Origin of the sequence: Caballeronia arationis, from assembly GCF_001544975.2 — a bacterium.
Taxonomy (GTDB): domain Bacteria; phylum Pseudomonadota; class Gammaproteobacteria; order Burkholderiales; family Burkholderiaceae; genus Caballeronia; species Caballeronia arationis.
Map to the genome: position 1 here is coordinate 85,807 of NZ_FCOG02000018.1, position 17,815 is coordinate 103,621.

Consider the following 17,815-nt stretch of genomic DNA (forward strand, 5'->3'; position numbering starts at 1 on the left):
GTATAAACCCTGTGTGTAAGGCTTTGAAAGGCTAAGAAGCTGTCCGTGTTTACCCGTTAGTTAATCGTTTTCCATTGACAGGGCATCACGATTCACCGAAAGTTGTCGTACATCTTCACGAAATTAGACGCTCGATAGTTGTACGACGTCACATATTTAGATTCAACGGCAACCCTAGCCGCAGCAACACCTACGCAACTGGAAGGAGACACGCCATGCTGACAGACAAGATCAAGGGACTGAGGTGGTGGATCGTCGGGCTGATCATGCTCGGGACCATCTTCAATTACCTCGCCCGCAGTTCCCTCTCGGTCGCGGCGCCGACCCTCACCGACAAGCTGCACATGACCACGCAGCAGTACTCGTACGTAGTCGCCGCGTTCCAGGGCGCGTACACGGTGATGCAGCCTGTCGCGGGTTATATCCTCGACGTCGTCGGGCTAAAAATCGGCTTCGCGATCTTCGCGACCGCCTGGGCGGCGTCGAACATGATGCACGGCCTCGCGACCGGCTGGGGCTCGCTCGCGTTCTTCCGCGGCCTGCTCGGCATGAGCGAGGCGGCGATCTTCCCGGCGGGCATGAAGACCATCACGCAATGGTTCCCGGCGAAGGAGCGCTCGGTCGCGACCGGCTGGCTCAATACCGGAACGTCGGTCGGCGCGATGCTCGCGCCGCCGCTGGTCGTGTTCTGCATCCTCCAGTTCAACTGGCAGACGGCGTTCGTCGTGACGGGCGGTGTCGCGTTCATCTGGGTTGCGCTGTGGCTCTTCTTCTACCGCTCGCCCGCCGACCATCCGAATCTCTCGGAAGGCGAGCGCGAATACATCCTGAGCGGCCAGGAAGAAGGCAAGCTCACATCGACCAAGCGTCCTTCGTGGAAGCAACTGCTCTCCACGCGCCGCTTCTGGGGCATCGGCATTCCGCGCTTTCTCGCCGAGCCGGCATGGCAGACCTTCAACTTCTGGATTCCGCTCTATCTCGTCTCCGTGCGGCACATGAACCTGAAGGAGATCGCGCTGTTCGGCTGGCTGCCCTTTCTCGCCGCCGACCTCGGCTGCGTCTTCGGCGGCTATCTCGCTCCCTTCCTGCTGCGCAAGTTCAACACGCAGCTCCTTACGTCGCGCAAGCTGGTGATGATCGTCGGCACGCTGTTCATGTTCGGCCCGGCCTGCATCGGCTTTGCGACGAGCCCGTATGTGGCGATCGGACTCTTCTGCCTCGGCGCCTTCGGCCATCAGACGATTTCGGGTGCGCTCTACACGCTCGCCTCCGACGTCTTCGGCCAGCACGAAGTCGGCACGGCGACCGGCCTCTCGGGCATGATGGGCTGGCTCGGCGGGATGATCTTTTCGCTGATGGTCGGCGCGCTGGCGACCACCATCGGCTATAACCCGCTCTTTGTCTGCCTCGTGCTTTTCGACATCATCGGTGCTACCGTCGCATGGTTCCTGCTCCGGCCGAGCGATTACTCGGGCACGCTGCGCGCACCGAAGATTGCAACGCCGGCCGCGAGCACCGGACGCTGACCCGTCGATGGCCGACTGCGCCACAGGACCGGCGCGCGGCCGAGTCAACCTTCAAGAAGGAAACCATATCGTGACCAAGATTGCATTGAGCGGGGCAAGCGGACAACTCGGCACCGTGCTGCGAAAGGCGCTTATCGGGCGCGGCTACGACCTGCGCTCGGCGGGCGGTTCGAAGGCACTTGTGCCGCTCGTCGAGGGAGAGGACGTCATGCACGGCGACCTGCGCGATCCGGCGGTCGTCGACCAGCTGCTCACCGGCGTCGACGTGCTGATCCATATGGCGGGCACGAGCGTCGAGCGCCCGCTGCCCGAGATCGTCGACAACAATCTGCGCGGGCTCGTCGAAGTGTATGAAGGGGCGCGCCGCAACAAGGTTCGCCGCATCCTGTTCGCGAGCTCGAATCATGCGATCGGCATGTATCCGGTCGAAGACAAGCTCGATCTCGACTGCGAGTTCCGTCCCGATGGCTTCTACGGCTTGAGCAAGATGTGGGGCGAAGGCATCGCCCGCATGTACTGGGACAAGCACGGGATCGAGAGCGTGTGCGTGCGCATCGGCAGTTGCATCGAGAAGCCGACTGAGTTCCGGCACCTGAGCACATGGCTCGCGCAGGAGGATTTGCTGCAGATCGTCGAGCGCACCGTCGATGCACCGGATATCGGCTACATCGTCGTGTGGGGCGTATCGGCGAACACGCGCAGCTACTGGAACAACGACGGCGCGGCGCGACTCGGCTACCGGTCGGAGCGCAACGCGGAAGACTTCGCCGATGAGATCCTCAAGAAGCCGAATCCGCTCGATGCAATCGGTCAGCGTTATCAAGGCGGCAGCTTCGCCGGCATCGACTTCACGCCGCCGGAGGCGCGCGGCGGCAAGCGCTGAACGGACCGCACGGAGCTTTCCGCGAACGCGCGGCGCGTCTTACCATTGAATTGAAGTCGTCCGTCCCGTGGTGCTGCGCATGTCCATCCAAGGACAAGCCAGCGGCATTTTCGACATGAAGGGTTGACGGGCCGTGCGCGGCCCGCGAACAGGAGGAGCACGAGCATGCGTGAGAATCGGATTCGTTCGATCTGGAAGGCGGGCGGTGCCGTCGTCAATGGATGGCTTGCCATTCCGAGCGCGTTTTCCGCTGAGACGATGTCGCATCAGGGATGGGATTCGCTGACGGTCGATCTGCAGCACGGTGTGGTCGATTATCAGAAGGCGGTCGAGATGTTCACCGCGATTTCGACGACCCAGACCGTACCGATGGCCCGCGTGCCATGGAACGAGCCCGGCATTCTGATGAAGGTGCTCGACGCGGGCGCGTATGCCGTCATCTGTCCGATGGTGAACTGTCGCGCGGACGCGGAACGGCTCGTCGCCGCGACGCATTATCCGCCGATGGGCACGCGCAGCTTCGGGCCGGTGCGCGCGTTGCTGTACGGCGGCGCGGATTATCCGAAAGCGGCCAATGACACGGTGGTCGTGCTCGCGATGATCGAGACGCGCGAGGCGCTCGACAATCTCGAGGAGATCGTCTCGACGCCGGGTCTGGATGCGATCTATATCGGTCCTTCGGATCTGTCGCTCGCGCTGGGATGCACGCCGACTTTCGACGACGTCGACCCGCCGGTCGCGGAGGCCATCGAGCATATCCTCGCGCGCGCCAAGGCGCATGGCGTGGTGGCCGGGATTCACAACGGCTCGCCGGAGAAGGCGCTTGAGCGAATTGCGATGGGGTTTCAGTTCGTTACCATCAGTTCGGATGCGCGGTTGATGGCGGCCGGGGCGCAGCAGGTTATCGGGAAGATGAAGGCGGGTGGGCCTGCGGGGACTGCGGGGGGTTATTGAGGCGGTTAGTTTTTTACGTTGCAAGGTTTGACGCGCCTGGGTGCGCGTCGACCCTGAGGCGCACCGCGTGTCGCTTTTCCCTGCGGATTTTCTGAATCGGCGGACACGGCGACTGCTCCCTACCGTCACCTACACATGCGGCTCCACGCGCCTTGGCCCGCGATAAGATGCGGCTTCGGTTCGCATTTGCACTCGCACCGGTCGCCGCTTAAGGCCTATGGCCGGCACTCGCGTGCCGCGCAAACAATGCGGCCTTCGCTGCCGCACTTCGGACACGAACCCGCATCACCCTCATACGCGACAGCACGGCCGTCGATCGAGTCGGTTCGCGACGGGGGTGAACCACGCCCTGAATCTTGCGGCCCTTGGCGGCCGGTGCCGTGCTAAAGGAAACGGGCTGAAGTGTGAAAGTTGCCGGCCGGCTCACATAATCGCCGCGCGGTAAATCGGCAAGCGGATAGGTGAACGTGATATTGAACCGCCGCGCCTCGTCGATGGCTTCGACCCCGGCAAATCCAAGAACACTGAAGTCTTTCGCGCTCGACACGCGCAGCGCGTCGAGCGAATACGATTTGTGATGAAACGCTGCAGCGACGGGCACCGCTTCCCTCCCGTTCATTTATTTTTTAATGAACGGGAGCTTGTCGATCGGTCGTCGCGTTGCGCTACACGAATAATCCTAAGTTCGACGACGCCTTCGAAAGGACCCTCGTGTCAGCGATCCTCATCGGGCAAACCAATAAATGGCTAGGGTGAACAATGCCCTTCGAAACGAAGGCCCGCTAGACCCTCAGGTCACCGGCGCCGGATTGAACAGCACCAGCGCATTGTGCAACTTGAGCGCCTCTGCGCAGGTCTGCTTCCGCCCGCTCGCAATTTCGAGCATCAACCGGAACAACTCCCAGCCCACATCTTCGATCGACGCCTCCCCGGTCGCGATCGTCCCGGCATTCACGTCCATCAGATCGTGCCACCGGCGCGCGAGGTCCGAGCGCGTCGCGACCTTGATCACCGGCACTTCGGCAAGACTGTAAGGCGTGCCGCGCCCCGTCGTGAACACGTGCAGATTGATGCCGGCCGCCAGTTGCAGCGTCCCGCAGATGAAGTCGCTCGCCGGCGTCGCAGCATAGATCAGCCCCTTCTGCTTCACCTTCTCGCCCGGGGAGAGCACGCCTGAAATCGGCGAATTGCCCGACTTGATGATCGACCCCATTGCCTTCTCGACGATATTCGACAACCCGCCCTTCTTGTTGCCCGGCGTCGTGTTGGCGCTGCGGTCCGCGCTGCCGCGCTTCAGGTAATTGTCGTACCACGCCATCTCGCGGATGATCGCCTGCGCGACCTCCGGATTCGCCGCGCGGCTCGTCAACTGGTCGACGCCATCGCGCACTTCGGTCACTTCCGAGAACATCACCGTCGCGCCCGCGCGCACCAGCAGATCGGTCGCGAAACCGACCGCCGGATTCGCCGTCAGTCCGGAAAACGCATCGCTGCCGCCGCACTGCACGCCGACCACCAGGTCCGCCGCGGGACACGTCTCGCGCCGCCGGTTGTTCAGGCGCTCCAGATGCCGCTCGGCCATCTTCATGATCGAATCGATCATCGACTGGAAACCGACATGCTCCTCGTCCTGGAGCACCACGACATCGCCGTTATCGTCCGCGCCGTTATCGCCGATGTCGGCCACGTCGTCGACTGCCGTCGTCACGATCGGGATCGTGCCCGGCGGCATCAGGCGTTCGGGCTGCAGCTTCTCGCAGCCGAGGCTCACCATCATCACCTCGCCGCCGAAGTTCGGATTCAGGCTGATGTTGCGCACCGTGCGGATCGGCACCATCGCGTCGGGCGCGTCGATCGCGACGCCGCAGCCGTACGTGTGGCCGAGGCTCACGACATCGTCGACATTTGGAAAGCGCGGCAGCAACTCAGCCTTGATGCGCGTGACCGCGTGCTGCACGACGTCGGCGACGCACTGCACGGTCGTCGTGATCGCGAGGATGTTGCGCGAGCCCACCGAGCCGTCGGCATTGCGGTAACCCTCGAAGGTGAAGCCTTCGAGCGGTGGCATCGCGGGCGGCTTGACGGTTGCGATCGGCAGGCCTTCGAGTCCCGGCGGGCTCGGCATGCGGATCACGTGCTCGTTGATCCAGCTTCCCTTCGGCAGGTTCTTGAGCGCATAGCCGATCACGACGTTGTAGCGAATCACTTCGTCACCCTCGGCGAGGTCGGCGAGCGCCACCTTGTGACCCTGCGGCACGCGTTCGCGCAGCGTCAGGCCATCGGCAAAGGTCGCGCCCTCGGGCAGCCCGCCGTCGTTCACGACGATCGCGACGTTGTCCTGCGGGTGAACGCGTATGTAGAGAGGAGACTGTTCCATGTCAACCGTTCCTTTTGGTCCTTTTGACCCTTCTGTATTCGTGCGACACCTTGTGTCGGTCAGTTTCACGGCTATATCATACGTCATCCTACAACTAGCCAACACGATTCGACCGTGGGTATTTACCCTAAAGGCGGGCCTGCATCGCAGATTCCTTGTTGAATCTGCGAAATTCATGTTGTACGATGACGTATCAGATGGCTTCTCAAATTCATCGCCGCCCACGGACATTCAACCATGACCACACCGCAAGAACTCAAGCAAATCGTCTCTGAAGGACTGCTGTCGTTTCCCGTCACCGATTTCGACGCCAAAGGCGATTTCCGCGCCGACACCTACGCCGAGCGCCTCGAATGGCTTGCACCCTACGGCGCGACCGCGCTCTTTGCCGCAGGCGGCACGGGTGAATTCTTCTCGCTGACCAAGAGCGACTATTCGAACGTCATCCGCACCGCGACCGAAACCTGCAAGGGCAAGGTGCCGATCCTCGCCGGCGCGGGCGGCCCGACGCGCGTCGCGATCGAATACGCGAAGGAAGCCGAGCGCCTCGGCGCGAACGGCGTGCTGCTGATGCCGCATTACCTGACCGAAGCGTCGCAGGAAGGCATCGCCGATCACGCCGAGCAGGTCTGCAAGGCGGTACCGAAGATGGGCGTGATCATCTACAACCGCGCGAATTCGAAGCTCAACGCCGACATGCTGGAACGCCTCGCAGACCGCTGCCCGAACCTGATCGGCTTCAAGGACGGCGTGGGCGAAATCGAGGCAATGGTGACGATTCGCCGCCGTCTGGGCGATCGCTTCTCGTATCTCGGCGGCCTGCCGACGGCCGAAGTCTACGCAGCGGCATACAAGGCGCTCGGCGTGCCGGTGTATTCGTCCGCGGTATTCAACTTCATCCCGAAGACGGCGATGGACTTCTACCACGCGATCGCCGCCGACGATCACGCGACGGTCGGCAAGCTGATCGACGAATTCTTCCTGCCGTATCTCGCGATCCGCAATCGCCGTGCGGGCTACGCGGTCAGCATCGTGAAGGCGGGCGCGAAGCTCGTCGGCCACGACGCAGGTCCGGTGCGCGCTCCGCTCACGGATCTGAACGAGGAAGAACTGGCGCAACTCGACGTGCTCATCAAGAAGCTCGGCGCACAGTAAAACTCAGTATCAAACGCCGGCGGCCCAGGCGCCGCCGGCACACCGGCACATTCAAGGTTGATGGAAGGAGACAAACCCGCCATGCAAACGACCCACGTTGCGAGCGCCGCTGGCGTCGCGAAACGCACGAGCGTCCGATACACGATCCTGCTGATGGTTTTCATCATCACGACGTTCAATTACGCAGACCGTGCGACGCTTTCGGTGACGGGCTCCGCGATGCGCGGCGAGTTCGGTTTCGACGCGATCAAGATGGGCTACATCTTCTCCGCGTTCAGCTGGGCGTACGTGCTCTCGCAGTTGCCGGCGGGATGGCTCCTCGACCGCTTCGGCGCGCGACGCGTCTACGCGGCGAGCATCTTCTTCTGGTCGCTTTTCACGCTGCTGCAAAGCGCGGTCGGCCTCGCCGGCAGCGCGGCGGCCGCGGTCGCCGCGCTGTTTGTGCTGCGCTTCGCGATGGGCGCCGCCGAATCACCGGCGTTCCCGGCCAACGCGAAAGTCGTCGCGAGCTGGTTCCCGACGGCCGAGCGCGGCACCGCATCGGCGATCTTCAACTCGGCACAATATTTCGCAGCGGTCATCTTCACGCCGCTGATGGCGTGGATCACGCACAAGTTCGGCTGGCACTACGTGTATGTCGTGATGGGCATCGCGGGCCTGCTGCTCGCCCTGACCTGGCTCAAGGTCATGAAGAATCCCGCCGATCACCCGCGCGTGAACCGTGCCGAACTCGATCACATCGAGCAGGGCGGCGGCGTCATCAACGCCCCGAAGAAAGCCGCTGCGGGCGATGCACCGCGCGCGACGAGCTGGTCGCTCGTGCGCCAGCTGCTCTCCAACCGCATGCTAGTCGGCGTCTATCTCGCGCAGTACTGCATCAACGTGCTGACCTACTTCTTCCTCACCTGGTTTCCGATCTACCTCGTGCAGGCGCGCGGCATGACGATCCTGCAGGCGGGTCTCATCGCTTCGCTGCCGGCAATCTGCGGCTTCACGGGCGGCGTGCTCGGCGGCGTGCTCTCTGATTCGCTGATCCGGCGCGGCCATTCGCTCACCGTCGCGCGCAAGGTGCCGATCGTCGGCGGCATGCTGCTGTCGTCGTGCATCATCGGCTGCAATTATGTTTCCACCGACTGGATCGTCGTCGCGCTGATGTCGCTCGCGTTCTTCGGCAAAGGCATCGGCGCGCTCGGCTGGGCCGTGGTCGCGGATACGTCGCCGCGGGAAGCCATCGGCCTGTCGGGCTCGATCTTCAACATGTTCGGCAATATCGCCGGCATCGTGACGCCGATCGTGATTGGCTACCTGGTCGCGCAAAGCGGCGGCTCGTTCAACGGTGCGCTCGTGTTCGTCGGCGTCAACGCGCTCCTGACCGTGTTCAGCTATCTCGTGATCGTGAAGGACATCAAGCGCGTCGAGCTTCGGCAGCCGGTGGCGCAGTGAGCGGAAGACGGGGTCCGATGACATACGACCAGACCGCCCGGAGCGCCGCGCGCACAGGCGAAAGGCCAGCGCGGCTGCCTCAAACGGCCGTCGACGAGTCGTCAGACAACGCTATAATGAATCGACCCTTCTCGCCGCATTCACCGACGCATTGACCGATTCAGGAGCGCTTTGATGGCCGCCCAATTCACAAGCATCGCCGCGCCTCGCCGCGCCCGCAACCTCGCGGAGTCCGTCGTGAGCTTCGTGAAGGAGCAGATCGCCTCGGAAGCGCTCAAGCCGGGCGACAAGCTGCCGACCGAATCCGAACTGATGGTCGGGCTCGGCGTGAGCCGCACCGTCGTGCGCGAAGGCATCTCGCGGCTGCAGGCGAGCGAGGTGATCGAAACGCGTCACGGCATCGGCAGCTTCGTGCTGGAGCCGCGTCGCGAAAAGCTCGGCATCGACATGGTGCCGGCCACCACGCTGCGTGACGTGCTCTCCGTGCTGGAACTGCGCATCAGCCTCGAAACCGAGAGCGCCGGGCTCGCCGCGCAGCGCGCGCAGCCGGACGACCTCGCGCGCATGCGCTCCGCCCTCGCCGCGATCGAAACGACGAGTCGCATGGGCGGCGACAGCGTCGCAGCCGATCTGCAGTTCCACATCTCGGTCGCGCAGGCGACCGGCAACCGTTATTTCGTCGACATCCTCACGCAAATGGGCAGCGCGCTGATTCCGCGCAACCGCATCGATTCGGCGGGCATCGCACATTCGGACCCGAAGGCGTATGTCGCGCTCGTCAACCAGGAACACGAAAGCATCCTCGATGCCATCTCGCGCCACGACGCCGACGGCGCCCGCGCGGCGATGCGCATGCATCTGTCGAACAGCCGGGAGCGGCTGCGTCGAGCGAACGAGTCGTCCGAAGCGAAGGCCTGATTGCAATGCGTCGCCCATGACGCGAGCTTCGACGGCGCCCCACCCCCTCATCAGGAGAACCACATGCAAAAGGCAGGATTCATCGGACTCGGGATCATGGGCAAGCCCATGGCGGCCAACCTTCGCAAGAACGGCGTCGAACTCGCGGCGTTCACGCGCAGCGGCGTGCCCGACGAGCTGACGCAAGCGGGCGTGAAAGCCGCGGCCAGTCCCGCCGAAGTCGCGAGCCAGGCGGATGTGATCTTCATCATGGTGCCGGATACGCCGGACGTCGAACGCGTGCTGTTCGGTGAGAACGGCGTCGCAGACAAGCTGAAGGCAGGGCAGATCGTCGTCGACATGAGCTCGATCTCGCCGATGGCGACCCGCGACTTCGCCGCGCGCGTGCGCGAGCGCGGCGCCGAGTATCTCGATGCACCGGTCTCCGGCGGCGAAGTCGGCGCGAAGGCGGGCTCGCTCACGATCATGGTCGGCGGCTCGCAGGCGACCTTCGACACCGTCAAGCCGCTTTTCGACATGATGGGCAAGAACATCTCGCTGATCGGCGAAGTCGGCGCGGGACAGGTGTGCAAGGTAGCGAACCAGGTGATCGTCGCGGCGACCATCGAGGCGGTCGGAGAGGCGCTGTTGCTCGCTTCGAAGGCGGGCGTGGACGCCGAAAAGGTGCGCACCGCGCTGATGGGCGGCTTCGCGTCGTCGCGCATTCTCGAAGTGCACGGCGAACGCATGACGAAGCGCACCTTCAACCCGGGCTTTCGCATCGAGCTTCATCAGAAGGACCTGAACCTCGCGCTGTCGACGGCGCAGGCGCTCGGCGTCTCTCTGCCGAACACCGCGACCTGCCAGGCGCTCTTCAACGCGTGCACGGCGCACGGCGGCGCCGCGTGGGACCACTCGGCGATGGTGCGCGCGCTCGAAGTCCTGGCGAACCACGAGATCGGGCAGTCGTCGAAATAGGGTTCTGAAAGCATCACGGCGGCGCGGGTCGAACGGGCGGTCATGCCCGTCCCCGCTGCACGCCGGGCGCGGCCGCGCCTTGCACGCCGCGTCGGCAATGGACGAGCAAGCCGACTTTATCGCCCGGGTGTAACATTCCAGCCCGGCATTTCTCCCGGCCGATACATCGATCCCGCGCTCGCCGCGCGACTGAGTTCGCGTAAGGTCCATGCCTGCCGCGCCGCATCTGCGCACGAAAACAATGACCAGCCCCGCTTCTGCTTCGAATCCTGCTTCAAAACGCGCGTTCGTGATTGCCGCCGTGATGGCGTCGATGGCGATGGTCGCCATCGAGGCGACCATCGTCTCCACGGCGATGCCGCAAATCGTCTCGCAGATCGGCGACCTGCATCTGTACAGCTGGGTCTTCTCGTCTTTCCTGCTCGCGCAGACCGCGATGACCGTGATCTTCGGCAAGCTCGCCGACCTGTACGGCCGCAAGCCGGTCATCCTCGCCGGCATCGCCATCTTCCTGGTCGGATCGGTGCTTGCCGGCTTCGCGTGGTCGATGCCCGCGATGATCGTCTTCCGGCTGATTCAGGGCATCGGCGCGGGCGCGATCCAGCCGGTCACGCTGACGGTCGTAGCCGACCTCTATCCGGCCCGCGAGCGCGGCAAGGTGCAGGGCTATCTCGCGAGCGTATGGGCGATCTCGGCCGTGCTCGGTCCGATGGTGGGCGGACTCATCATCCGCGACTGGTCGTGGGCGTGGATCTTCTGGCTGAACGTGCCGATCGGCCTCGCCTCGGCGGCGGGCTTCATCGCCTATCTGCGCGAGGCGCCGCGGAGCGCGCGTCCCTCCATCGACGTGCTCGGCGCCGTCCTGTTCACCGCTGCGATCGGCTCGTTCATGATGTCGCTGACCTACGCGGGAACGTCCGAGGACCGCGCGGCGACGCTCACCGCCATCGCGTGCGTGGTGTTCGGCGTGCTCTTCGTGATGCAGGAGCGGCGCGCCGTCGAGCCGATGATCTCGTTCGGGCTCTGGAGCCGGCGGCCGATCGCGGCATCGAATGCGGCGACGGTGCTCTCCGGCATGATCCTGATGGGCGCGACCACGTTCCTGCCGATGTACGTGCAGGGCGTGCTCGGCCGCGCCCCGGTCATCGCCGGCCTCGCGCTCACGATGATGATGGTCGGCTGGCCGTCGGGCGCGACGCTTGCCGCGCGCTCGTTCCATCGCTTCGGGCTGCGGCCGATTCTGGTTGCCGGGAGCGTCTTCGTGCCGGCGGGCGTGCTGTTCTTTGTGCTGCTCACGCCGCAGTCTTCACCCGTGCTTGCGGGAGTCGGATCGCTCGTCGCGGGCTTCGGGATGGGACTCTTCAGCGTGAGTTCGCTCGTGCTGATCCAGGAAATCGTCACCGTCGACCAGCGCGGCAGCGCGACGGCGTCGAACCTGTTCTCGCGCAATCTCGGCAGCACGCTGGGCGCGACGGCGTTCGGCGCCGCGCTCAACTACGGACTCAGCCACTCCACGCTCAGCAAGGCCATCACCTCCGAGCAGTTGCGCGAGTTGCTCGACGCGCGGCACATCGCCGAAGTCAGCGAGCCGGTCGTGCGGCTCGTGCTGCATGCGTCGCTGCACCTGACCTTCTGGGCGATGCTGGCGATTGGCGTGTTCATCGTGCTGTTCGCGGTGCTCGTGCCGCATGTCGCATTGGGGCGCGCGCCAAGCCCGGCGCTCGAACCACTGGCGCCGGTCGAAGACTGACGGGCTTCTCCGGGCGGCGCGTTATCGTCCGTCCGCCTTTGCAGGCGCGCCGTACTCCAGCTTCGGATACCAGTCCGTGCCGCGGCCGCCGGGCGTCATGTCGAGCACGATCCAGAGCGGCATCGCGTCCGGCGCGCCGCGCGGGTCCTGGCCCGGATCGGCCGACTCCGGCCCCATCTCGTCGCCCCAGAAATGGCGCACCGTCCCGTTCGACTTCACGAAGACGTTGAAACCCGCGTTGTCGCCTTTTTCGGGGTCCTCGTCGGCGTAATCGCGATTGAAGCTGTTGCCGCCCGAGGAATAGATCCGCAAGTGCCGCCAGCCGCGCTCCTTCGCGAACCCCACGAGCCGTTGCACCGGCGAACGCGCGATCACCGCGAACGCGACGCGCTGCAGGATATCGGGCATCTCGCCGTCTAGCGCGCTCAGAAAGGACGTGCACATCGGGCACGAGCGCTGGCGCTGCGGCCCGAACATCCAGTTGTAGGTGACGAGCGTGTCGTGCGCGCCGAACAGTTGCGAAAGCGTGACCGGCCCGTCGACGCCTTCGAACAGATAATCCTCGGGCACCTCACCGCCGGGCGGCAATGCGCGGCGCTGTGCAGCCACGCGCTCGATATGGCGGCGCAATTCGATTTCCTGCACGAGCAGCGCATTGCGCGCGGCGCGGTATTGCGGGCTTTCGCCGGGAAAACGGCGCCTGGACTGCCCGAGTTCCTCGGCCGGCCTGAGAACTTGCGGGGATTCGTCTGCGGAAGGCATCGATCGTCTCCTCTAGAGTAAAGGGCGGCAGAAGCGCCCCTATCACCACGACGAACGAAATGCCCGCAAATCGACACTGCTCCCGATATTTCCGGCAAGGGGCTTTCCGCTGACGAACCGCACGTCGGAGTAGAATTTCCTGATCGACCACTCTCCCGACGGCGCCCGCCGTCGAGCCGCGATTCCAGATGAAACCGCCATCCACCGACGAACAGACGCGCCGCCGTCCGTCCACCGTCACGCTCAATGTGCTGACCGCGCTGATCGGCCTCGTGACGCTGTGCGCCGGAATCGGCTGGCTGATCTACACGTGGATCGTCGACATGGAAGTGCAATATTTCGCGATCCCGCTCGTCCTTACCGTGCCCGTCATCGCGGCCGCAGCGTTCCGCAATTACTGGGACTAGCCGTCGAGGATACCGCCTCAGATCCGGTACAGCGCGACGGCGTTGTCGTGAAAGAGCGCGAGACGCTCTTTCGGCGCAAGATCGGCCACCATCGCCTTGAAGCCGCTCCACAGCGCGTCGAGCGACACCACCACGCTGTCCACCGGAAAGTTGCTCGCGAACATCGCGCACTGCCAGCCGAAGATGCGCAACGCATCTCGCACGACCGGCCCGTTGCGCTCGCCACTCCATCGCACGCCGGGCTCGCCCAGGCCCGAAATCTTCAGCCATACGTTCGGACACGCAGCGAGCGTCTCGAGCGCGGCGCGCCACCCGCGCAACCCTTCTTCGCTGCGATCGGCGGGCAGTCCCGTATGGTTCACGATGATCGCGACATCGGGGAAATCGCGCGCCAGTTCCGCCGCTTCGCCGAAGTGCCACCACGGCGCCTGCAACTCGAACATGAGACCGGTTTTCGCCAGTAACGCGTAGCCGCGCCGCCAGTGCTCGCAGCGCATCGAGCCGGGCGCCGCAAACGTCGGCGTGTGCTCGCTCAGCGGCACTGCCTTCGGCTTGTGGCGCACGCTGCGCACGAGCGGCATCGACTCGAATTCGCCGAGCACGTGTTCGACGTCGGCGCGATCGAGCCACACCTGTCCGACGATCGCGTTCGGCAAGCCGCAACCCGCGTTCAACGCTGACGCCCAGCGCGCTTCGCCGAGCGGATCGCGCGGGTCCCACTCGCCTTCCATCATCACCGTCTTCACGACGCGATGGCCATTGGCTTGCGCGAAATAGTCATCGGGCAGGAAGTCGCGGCAGATCGACTCGTAGTCGCCGTAGCGAAACGGGATACGCGGACGGTCGCACAGCCACGGATGGTAGTTGTGCCGCAAGTCCCAGAAGTGATGATGCGCATCGACGATGGGCAACTGGGCGTCGTCGCCGGTCGCGAGGAAACGCACGCGCAGCGCGTCGATGTCGGTTTCTCGCGTGTGCATCAGCGCATCCGGTCGAGAGCCATCTGCGTCGCGATGTCGAACGCCTTCTGCGTCGCCCCGACGTCTGCGCGGCCCGCGCCGTGGATATCGAACGCGGTGCCGTGAGCGGGCGTCGCAATCGGCACCGGCAGTCCGCCGTGCACGGTCACGCCGCGCCAGAAGCCCATCAGCTTCATCGCGATCTGGCCTTGATCGTGATACATCGTGACGACGCCGTCGAACACCTTCTGGTCGCGGGCGCGCACGAAGATGGTGTCGGCGGGGAACGGGCCCTGCGCGTCGTAGCCGAGCTTCTTCGCCTCTTCGATCGCCGGCGCGATCACGTCGATTTCCTCGCGGCCGAACGCGCCGTTGTCGCCGTTATGCGGATTGAAACCGCACACGGCGATACGCGGCTTCGCGTTGCCCGCGCGCTTCAGGCCGTCGTGAATCAGCCGCACCGCGCCGATGATGCGCTCCGGCGTCAGCTTCGCGCTCACGTCCTTCAGCGCGATATGCGAGGTCACGCGCGAGGTCCACAGTTCGTCGAGCACGTTGAATTCGCAGAAGACACCGTCGTAGTGAAGCTGGCGCGCGAACCATTCCATCTCGTCGCCGGTTTCCATGCCCGCCATGTGCATCGACGTCTTGTTGACGGGCGCGAAGAGCATCGCCTGCGTCTCGTTCGCCTGCGTGAGCGCAAGCCCTTTTTTGAACGCTTCGAGGCTGTAGCGGCCGCCGCGTTCCGTCGATACGCCGCGCTCGTAGGGTGCGTCGTCGGGCAGGCGAAAGTCGATGAGCGAAGGCACAGCGGTATTCGTGGCCGCGGACTTCGCATCGTCGACGAGTGTGTAGTCGAAGCGTTGTCCTGCGATCTCCATGCCCTTCTCCAGCTCGCGCCGGTCGCCGATGATGAGCAGATCGGCGCGAGCGCGGTTCTCCGGCCGCGCCAGAAGACGCGCGATCAGTTCGGGGCCGATTCCGGCCGGATCGCCGAGCAGGACAGCAATGCGAGGTTTCATCGTGTTCACCTTGTATTCGTGCTTTCAGTGTGTGCGGCGCAGATCGATGGCGATCGAGCCGAAGATATAAACGAGCGCGCAGGCGCTATAGAACTGCAGCACCGCGTCGAACGATCCGGTGCGCTGCAGGATGAAGCCGGTGATGAGCGGAATCGAAACCCCGCCGATGCTGCCGAAGCAGTTCATCAGCGCACCGAGCAGCCCCACGCGGCGCGGGCTCGCGAGCAGCGACGGCAGGCTCCAGTAGAGGCTGCCCCACATCAGGAAGAACGCCGCCGCGCACAGCACCGCGACCGCCACGACCGCCGATGTGATCGACGGCAGCAACCAGAAGACGGCGAGCGTCGTCAGCCCCGAGACCGTGACCATGCCCTTCACCACCTTGCCGCGCGAAAATCCGCTCGCGCAAAGCGCATCGCAGAGGAAGCCGCCCGCGAGCGAACCCAGCGCGCCCGACAGGAAGATGAAGAACGTCGACGTGCCAATCTGCTGGAGGCTCAAACCGCGCGCCTGCGTCAGATAGCTCGGTCCCCACGTGAGCAGGCCGAAGAAGATCATCGCCCAGCTCATCCGGCCAATGCACATGGCAACGGCCGAGCGCTTCGGGAATGCCGGCTCATTGTCGGCGGCGAATGTGGCGCTCGCAAGCGGCGGCGCACCATCGCGGATATGGTCGAGCTCCGCGGCGTTCACGCCCGGGTGTCTCGCCGGATCGTCGCGCAGATAGCGCCACGCGAGCCAGCCGCACGCAATCGTGACGAGACCCGCCGCGATGAACGCCATGCGCCACGAGCCGAACACGAGGATCAGGTTCGAGATCGCAAGCCCGCCGATGGCTGCGCCGAGCGGCGAGCCGGCGTCCATCAGCACCGCGCCGCGCGCGCGTTCGTGACGCGAGAGCCAGAGCGCGTTGAGCTTGCTGCCGGCGGGAAAGAGAGGCGCTTCCGCGCCGCCGAGCCCCACGCGCAGGAGCAGCATCGAGAGTCCGCCCGTTGCCGCGCCGAGCAACGTCTGGAAAATACCCCACAGAACCGTTGCGCCCGCGATCACCCGACGTGGACCGTACCGGTCGATCAGCCAGCCGCCCGGAATCTGCAACAGCGCGTACGACCAGAAGAAGCTCGACAGGATCAGGCCCTGCATCGTCGGCGAGAGCGCGAACTCCTTCGCGATGGTGGGCATCGCGATCGACAGCGAGATGCGGTCGACGAGGTTCACGAGCGTGATGAGAAACACCACGCCGAAGATGCGCCAGCGCACGCTGGTGGCATGGTCTGCGTGAACCGCGTCGCGCGGGGCGGCGCGGGCTTCGGCGGGTGTCTGCATGGCTGTCTCCGGTATCGATATTGTGTGCGGCGTGGTGTGGGGCCTTGCGTGCTACTCGATGATGTCGAAATCGGCCAGATGCTTGTCTGAGAGCGTGATGCCGAGTCCGGGCGTTTCGTCCGAAAGCTGCAGGTAGCCGTTCTCCGGCTGCGGCTCGCCCTCGAAGATGTAGTAGAACAACTCGTTGCCCACTTCGACGTCGAACACCGGGAAGAACTCGGACATCGGGCTCGCGGTGGTCGACATCGTCAGGTGATAGTTGTGCATCTGGCCCGCGTGCGGAATCACCGGCACCGACCATGCCTCCGCCATCGCATTGATCTTGCGGGCCGCCGTGATGCCGCCGACGCGGTTGGTGTCGTACTGGATCACGTCCACCGCGCGCCGTTCGAGCAGGTCCTTGAAGCCGTAGCTCGTGTACTCGTGCTCGCCGCCCGAGACCGGGATGATGTTCATCTTCTTCAGTTCCTGATAGCCCTCGACGTCGTCTCCGATGACCGGCTCCTCGATCCAGCGCGGATTGAACTCGGCAAGACGCGGCAGCATGCGGCGCGCGTATTCGAGCGTCCAGCCCATATAGCACTCGAGCATGATGTCGATGTCGTCGCCTGCAAGCTCGCGCAAGAGGCGCACCTGTTCGAGGTTCTTTGCCATGCCCTTCGGACCGTCCTTCGGGCCATAGCCGAAGCGCATCTTCATCGCGGTGAAGCCCTGGTCGAGATAGCCCTGCGCCTCGGAGAGGAAGGCATCGCGGTCGTCGTTGTTGTAGAGCTTCGATGCGTAGCACCAGATCTTCTCTTTCGTGCGCCCGCCGAGCAGCTTGAAGACCGGCTTCTTCGCGGCCTTGCCCATGATGTCCCACAGCGCGATATCGACCGCCGAGATCGCCGCCATGCCGATGCCCTTGCGGCCCCACGCGAGCGTGCGGCGGTACATCTTCTGCCAGATGTATTCGTTGTCGAACGGGTCTTCGCCAATTGCTATCGGCGCGAGATATTCATCGACGATCTGCTTCGCGACGCGCGGCGCAAGCGCGCAATTGCCGATGCCGATCGTGCCGTCGTCGCACTCCACCTCGACGACGAGCCAGCCATGAAAGCGGAACGAGCCCATCGCGTCGCCGCGTTCGTACAGGATGTCCACGGCGTTCGTGCAGAAGTGCGCCTGCGGCGGCACGACCTTGCCTTTCCATTCGAAAACGCGCGTGCGGATGTGCTTGATCTTCATGGCTGGTGTATCTCCGTGATGTTGTCAGTGGCCCGGGCGTTCGCCGGGCGCAGTTGCCGAATGGGTGATGAAGCAGGCTCTCCGGACTGTCTCCGTCTCGTCCGCGCGTCCGGCGATGTCGATGCGCGCGTCGTTTTTGGTGACGCTAG

General features: G+C 64.4%; 16 protein-coding genes. 9 read left to right on the forward strand and 7 right to left on the reverse strand.

Going from position 1 to position 17,815, the window contains the following annotated elements; genetic code table 11:
* Positions 1-215 precede the first annotated feature (215 nt).
* The 3 genes from AWB81_RS13570 (at position 216) to AWB81_RS13580 (ending at position 3,363) form a co-directional block, all read left to right on the forward strand.
* Entirely contained in the window at positions 216-1,526 is a 1,311-nt protein-coding gene (locus AWB81_RS13570; protein WP_062636089.1) for an MFS transporter, read from the forward strand.
* A gap of 70 nt (positions 1,527-1,596) precedes the next feature.
* The gene (locus AWB81_RS13575; protein WP_062636091.1) at positions 1,597-2,409 is read left to right on the forward strand and encodes an NAD-dependent epimerase/dehydratase family protein; all 813 of its coding nucleotides are present in this window, start codon (positions 1,597-1,599) and stop codon (positions 2,407-2,409) included.
* A gap of 165 nt (positions 2,410-2,574) precedes the next feature.
* Positions 2,575-3,363, forward strand: a complete 789-nt coding sequence (locus AWB81_RS13580; protein WP_062636093.1) for an HpcH/HpaI aldolase family protein — start codon at positions 2,575-2,577, stop codon at positions 3,361-3,363.
* 208 nt (positions 3,364-3,571) lie between these two features.
* Here the strand turns inward: AWB81_RS13580 and AWB81_RS13585 are convergent, their stop codons facing one another.
* Complete coding sequence (locus tag AWB81_RS13585; protein WP_143753709.1) at positions 3,572-3,964, reverse strand: hypothetical protein; 393 nt, start codon at positions 3,962-3,964, stop codon at positions 3,572-3,574.
* A gap of 189 nt (positions 3,965-4,153) precedes the next feature.
* Entirely contained in the window at positions 4,154-5,740 is a 1,587-nt protein-coding gene (gene garD, locus AWB81_RS13590) for a galactarate dehydratase (RefSeq protein ID WP_062636098.1), read from the reverse strand.
* 237 nt (positions 5,741-5,977) lie between these two features.
* On the opposite strand from garD, the gene kdgD reads away from it, so the two are divergent.
* The 5 genes from kdgD to AWB81_RS13615 all read left to right on the forward strand — a co-directional run bounded on the left by kdgD (position 5,978) and on the right by AWB81_RS13615 (position 11,963).
* The gene (gene kdgD / locus AWB81_RS13595) at positions 5,978-6,895 is read left to right on the forward strand and encodes a 5-dehydro-4-deoxyglucarate dehydratase (protein WP_062636100.1); all 918 of its coding nucleotides are present in this window, start codon (positions 5,978-5,980) and stop codon (positions 6,893-6,895) included.
* A gap of 81 nt (positions 6,896-6,976) precedes the next feature.
* A complete protein-coding gene (locus AWB81_RS13600; RefSeq protein WP_062636102.1) occupies positions 6,977-8,338 on the forward strand; it encodes an MFS transporter in 1,362 nt (453 codons plus the stop codon).
* A 174-nt stretch (positions 8,339-8,512) separates the two neighbouring features.
* Positions 8,513-9,256: a FadR/GntR family transcriptional regulator gene (locus tag AWB81_RS13605; RefSeq protein ID WP_062636104.1), complete on the forward strand. Its 744-nt coding sequence runs from the start codon at positions 8,513-8,515 to the stop codon at positions 9,254-9,256.
* Positions 9,257-10,213, forward strand: coding sequence for a 2-hydroxy-3-oxopropionate reductase (locus tag AWB81_RS13610; RefSeq protein WP_268811740.1), 957 nt, complete (start codon positions 9,257-9,259; stop codon positions 10,211-10,213).
* A gap of 241 nt (positions 10,214-10,454) precedes the next feature.
* Entirely contained in the window at positions 10,455-11,963 is a 1,509-nt protein-coding gene (locus tag AWB81_RS13615) for an MDR family MFS transporter (protein ID WP_062636174.1), read from the forward strand.
* A 21-nt stretch (positions 11,964-11,984) separates the two neighbouring features.
* Here the strand turns inward: AWB81_RS13615 and AWB81_RS13620 are convergent, their stop codons facing one another.
* Complete coding sequence (locus AWB81_RS13620) at positions 11,985-12,725, reverse strand: DUF899 family protein (protein ID WP_062636108.1); 741 nt, start codon at positions 12,723-12,725, stop codon at positions 11,985-11,987.
* Between the two features lie 188 nt (positions 12,726-12,913).
* On the opposite strand from AWB81_RS13620, the gene AWB81_RS13625 reads away from it, so the two are divergent.
* Positions 12,914-13,132: a hypothetical protein gene (locus AWB81_RS13625; RefSeq protein ID WP_062636116.1), complete on the forward strand. Its 219-nt coding sequence runs from the start codon at positions 12,914-12,916 to the stop codon at positions 13,130-13,132.
* A gap of 17 nt (positions 13,133-13,149) precedes the next feature.
* On the opposite strand, the gene AWB81_RS13630 is transcribed toward AWB81_RS13625, so the two are convergent.
* Genes AWB81_RS13630 through AWB81_RS13645 form a run of 4 tightly spaced genes read right to left on the reverse strand, consistent with a single transcriptional unit; the run spans position 13,150 to position 17,666 of the window.
* Positions 13,150-14,112, reverse strand: a complete 963-nt coding sequence (locus AWB81_RS13630; protein WP_087134966.1) for an amidohydrolase family protein — start codon at positions 14,110-14,112, stop codon at positions 13,150-13,152.
* The gene (locus tag AWB81_RS13635) at positions 14,112-15,113 is read right to left on the reverse strand and encodes a 4-hydroxythreonine-4-phosphate dehydrogenase PdxA (protein WP_062636178.1); all 1,002 of its coding nucleotides are present in this window, start codon (positions 15,111-15,113) and stop codon (positions 14,112-14,114) included. Before AWB81_RS13635 ends, AWB81_RS13630 begins: the two co-directional genes overlap by 1 nt.
* Before the next feature lie 24 nt (positions 15,114-15,137).
* Positions 15,138-16,439 (reverse strand): MFS transporter, encoded by a 1,302-nt coding sequence (locus tag AWB81_RS13640; RefSeq protein WP_062636118.1) that lies wholly within the window; start codon positions 16,437-16,439, stop codon positions 15,138-15,140.
* Between the two features lie 51 nt (positions 16,440-16,490).
* Positions 16,491-17,666 (reverse strand): L-rhamnonate dehydratase, encoded by a 1,176-nt coding sequence (locus tag AWB81_RS13645; protein WP_062636121.1) that lies wholly within the window; start codon positions 17,664-17,666, stop codon positions 16,491-16,493.
* Between the last annotated feature and the right edge of the window lie 149 nt (positions 17,667-17,815).

Excerpts from the sequence above, each read along its gene's own strand:
- AWB81_RS13570 (WP_062636089.1), top strand. The coding sequence starts at position 216 with ATGCTGACAGACAAGATCAAGGGACTGAGGTGGTGGATCGTCGGGCTG.
- AWB81_RS13580 (WP_062636093.1), top strand. The coding sequence starts at position 2,575 with ATGCGTGAGAATCGGATTCGTTCGATCTGGAAGGCGGGCGGTGCCGTC.
- garD (WP_062636098.1), bottom strand. The coding sequence starts at position 5,740 with ATGGAACAGTCTCCTCTCTACATACGCGTTCACCCGCAGGACAACGTC.
- kdgD (WP_062636100.1), top strand. The coding sequence starts at position 5,978 with ATGACCACACCGCAAGAACTCAAGCAAATCGTCTCTGAAGGACTGCTG.
- AWB81_RS13600 (WP_062636102.1), top strand. The coding sequence starts at position 6,977 with ATGCAAACGACCCACGTTGCGAGCGCCGCTGGCGTCGCGAAACGCACG.
- AWB81_RS13605 (WP_062636104.1), top strand. The coding sequence starts at position 8,513 with ATGGCCGCCCAATTCACAAGCATCGCCGCGCCTCGCCGCGCCCGCAAC.
- AWB81_RS13615 (WP_062636174.1), top strand. The coding sequence starts at position 10,455 with ATGACCAGCCCCGCTTCTGCTTCGAATCCTGCTTCAAAACGCGCGTTC.
- AWB81_RS13620 (WP_062636108.1), bottom strand. The coding sequence starts at position 12,725 with ATGCCTTCCGCAGACGAATCCCCGCAAGTTCTCAGGCCGGCCGAGGAA.
- AWB81_RS13625 (WP_062636116.1), top strand. The coding sequence starts at position 12,914 with ATGAAACCGCCATCCACCGACGAACAGACGCGCCGCCGTCCGTCCACC.
- AWB81_RS13630 (WP_087134966.1), bottom strand. The coding sequence starts at position 14,112 with ATGCACACGCGAGAAACCGACATCGACGCGCTGCGCGTGCGTTTCCTC.
- AWB81_RS13635 (WP_062636178.1), bottom strand. The coding sequence starts at position 15,113 with ATGAAACCTCGCATTGCTGTCCTGCTCGGCGATCCGGCCGGAATCGGC.
- AWB81_RS13640 (WP_062636118.1), bottom strand. The coding sequence starts at position 16,439 with ATGCAGACACCCGCCGAAGCCCGCGCCGCCCCGCGCGACGCGGTTCAC.
- AWB81_RS13645 (WP_062636121.1), bottom strand. The coding sequence starts at position 17,666 with ATGAAGATCAAGCACATCCGCACGCGCGTTTTCGAATGGAAAGGCAAG.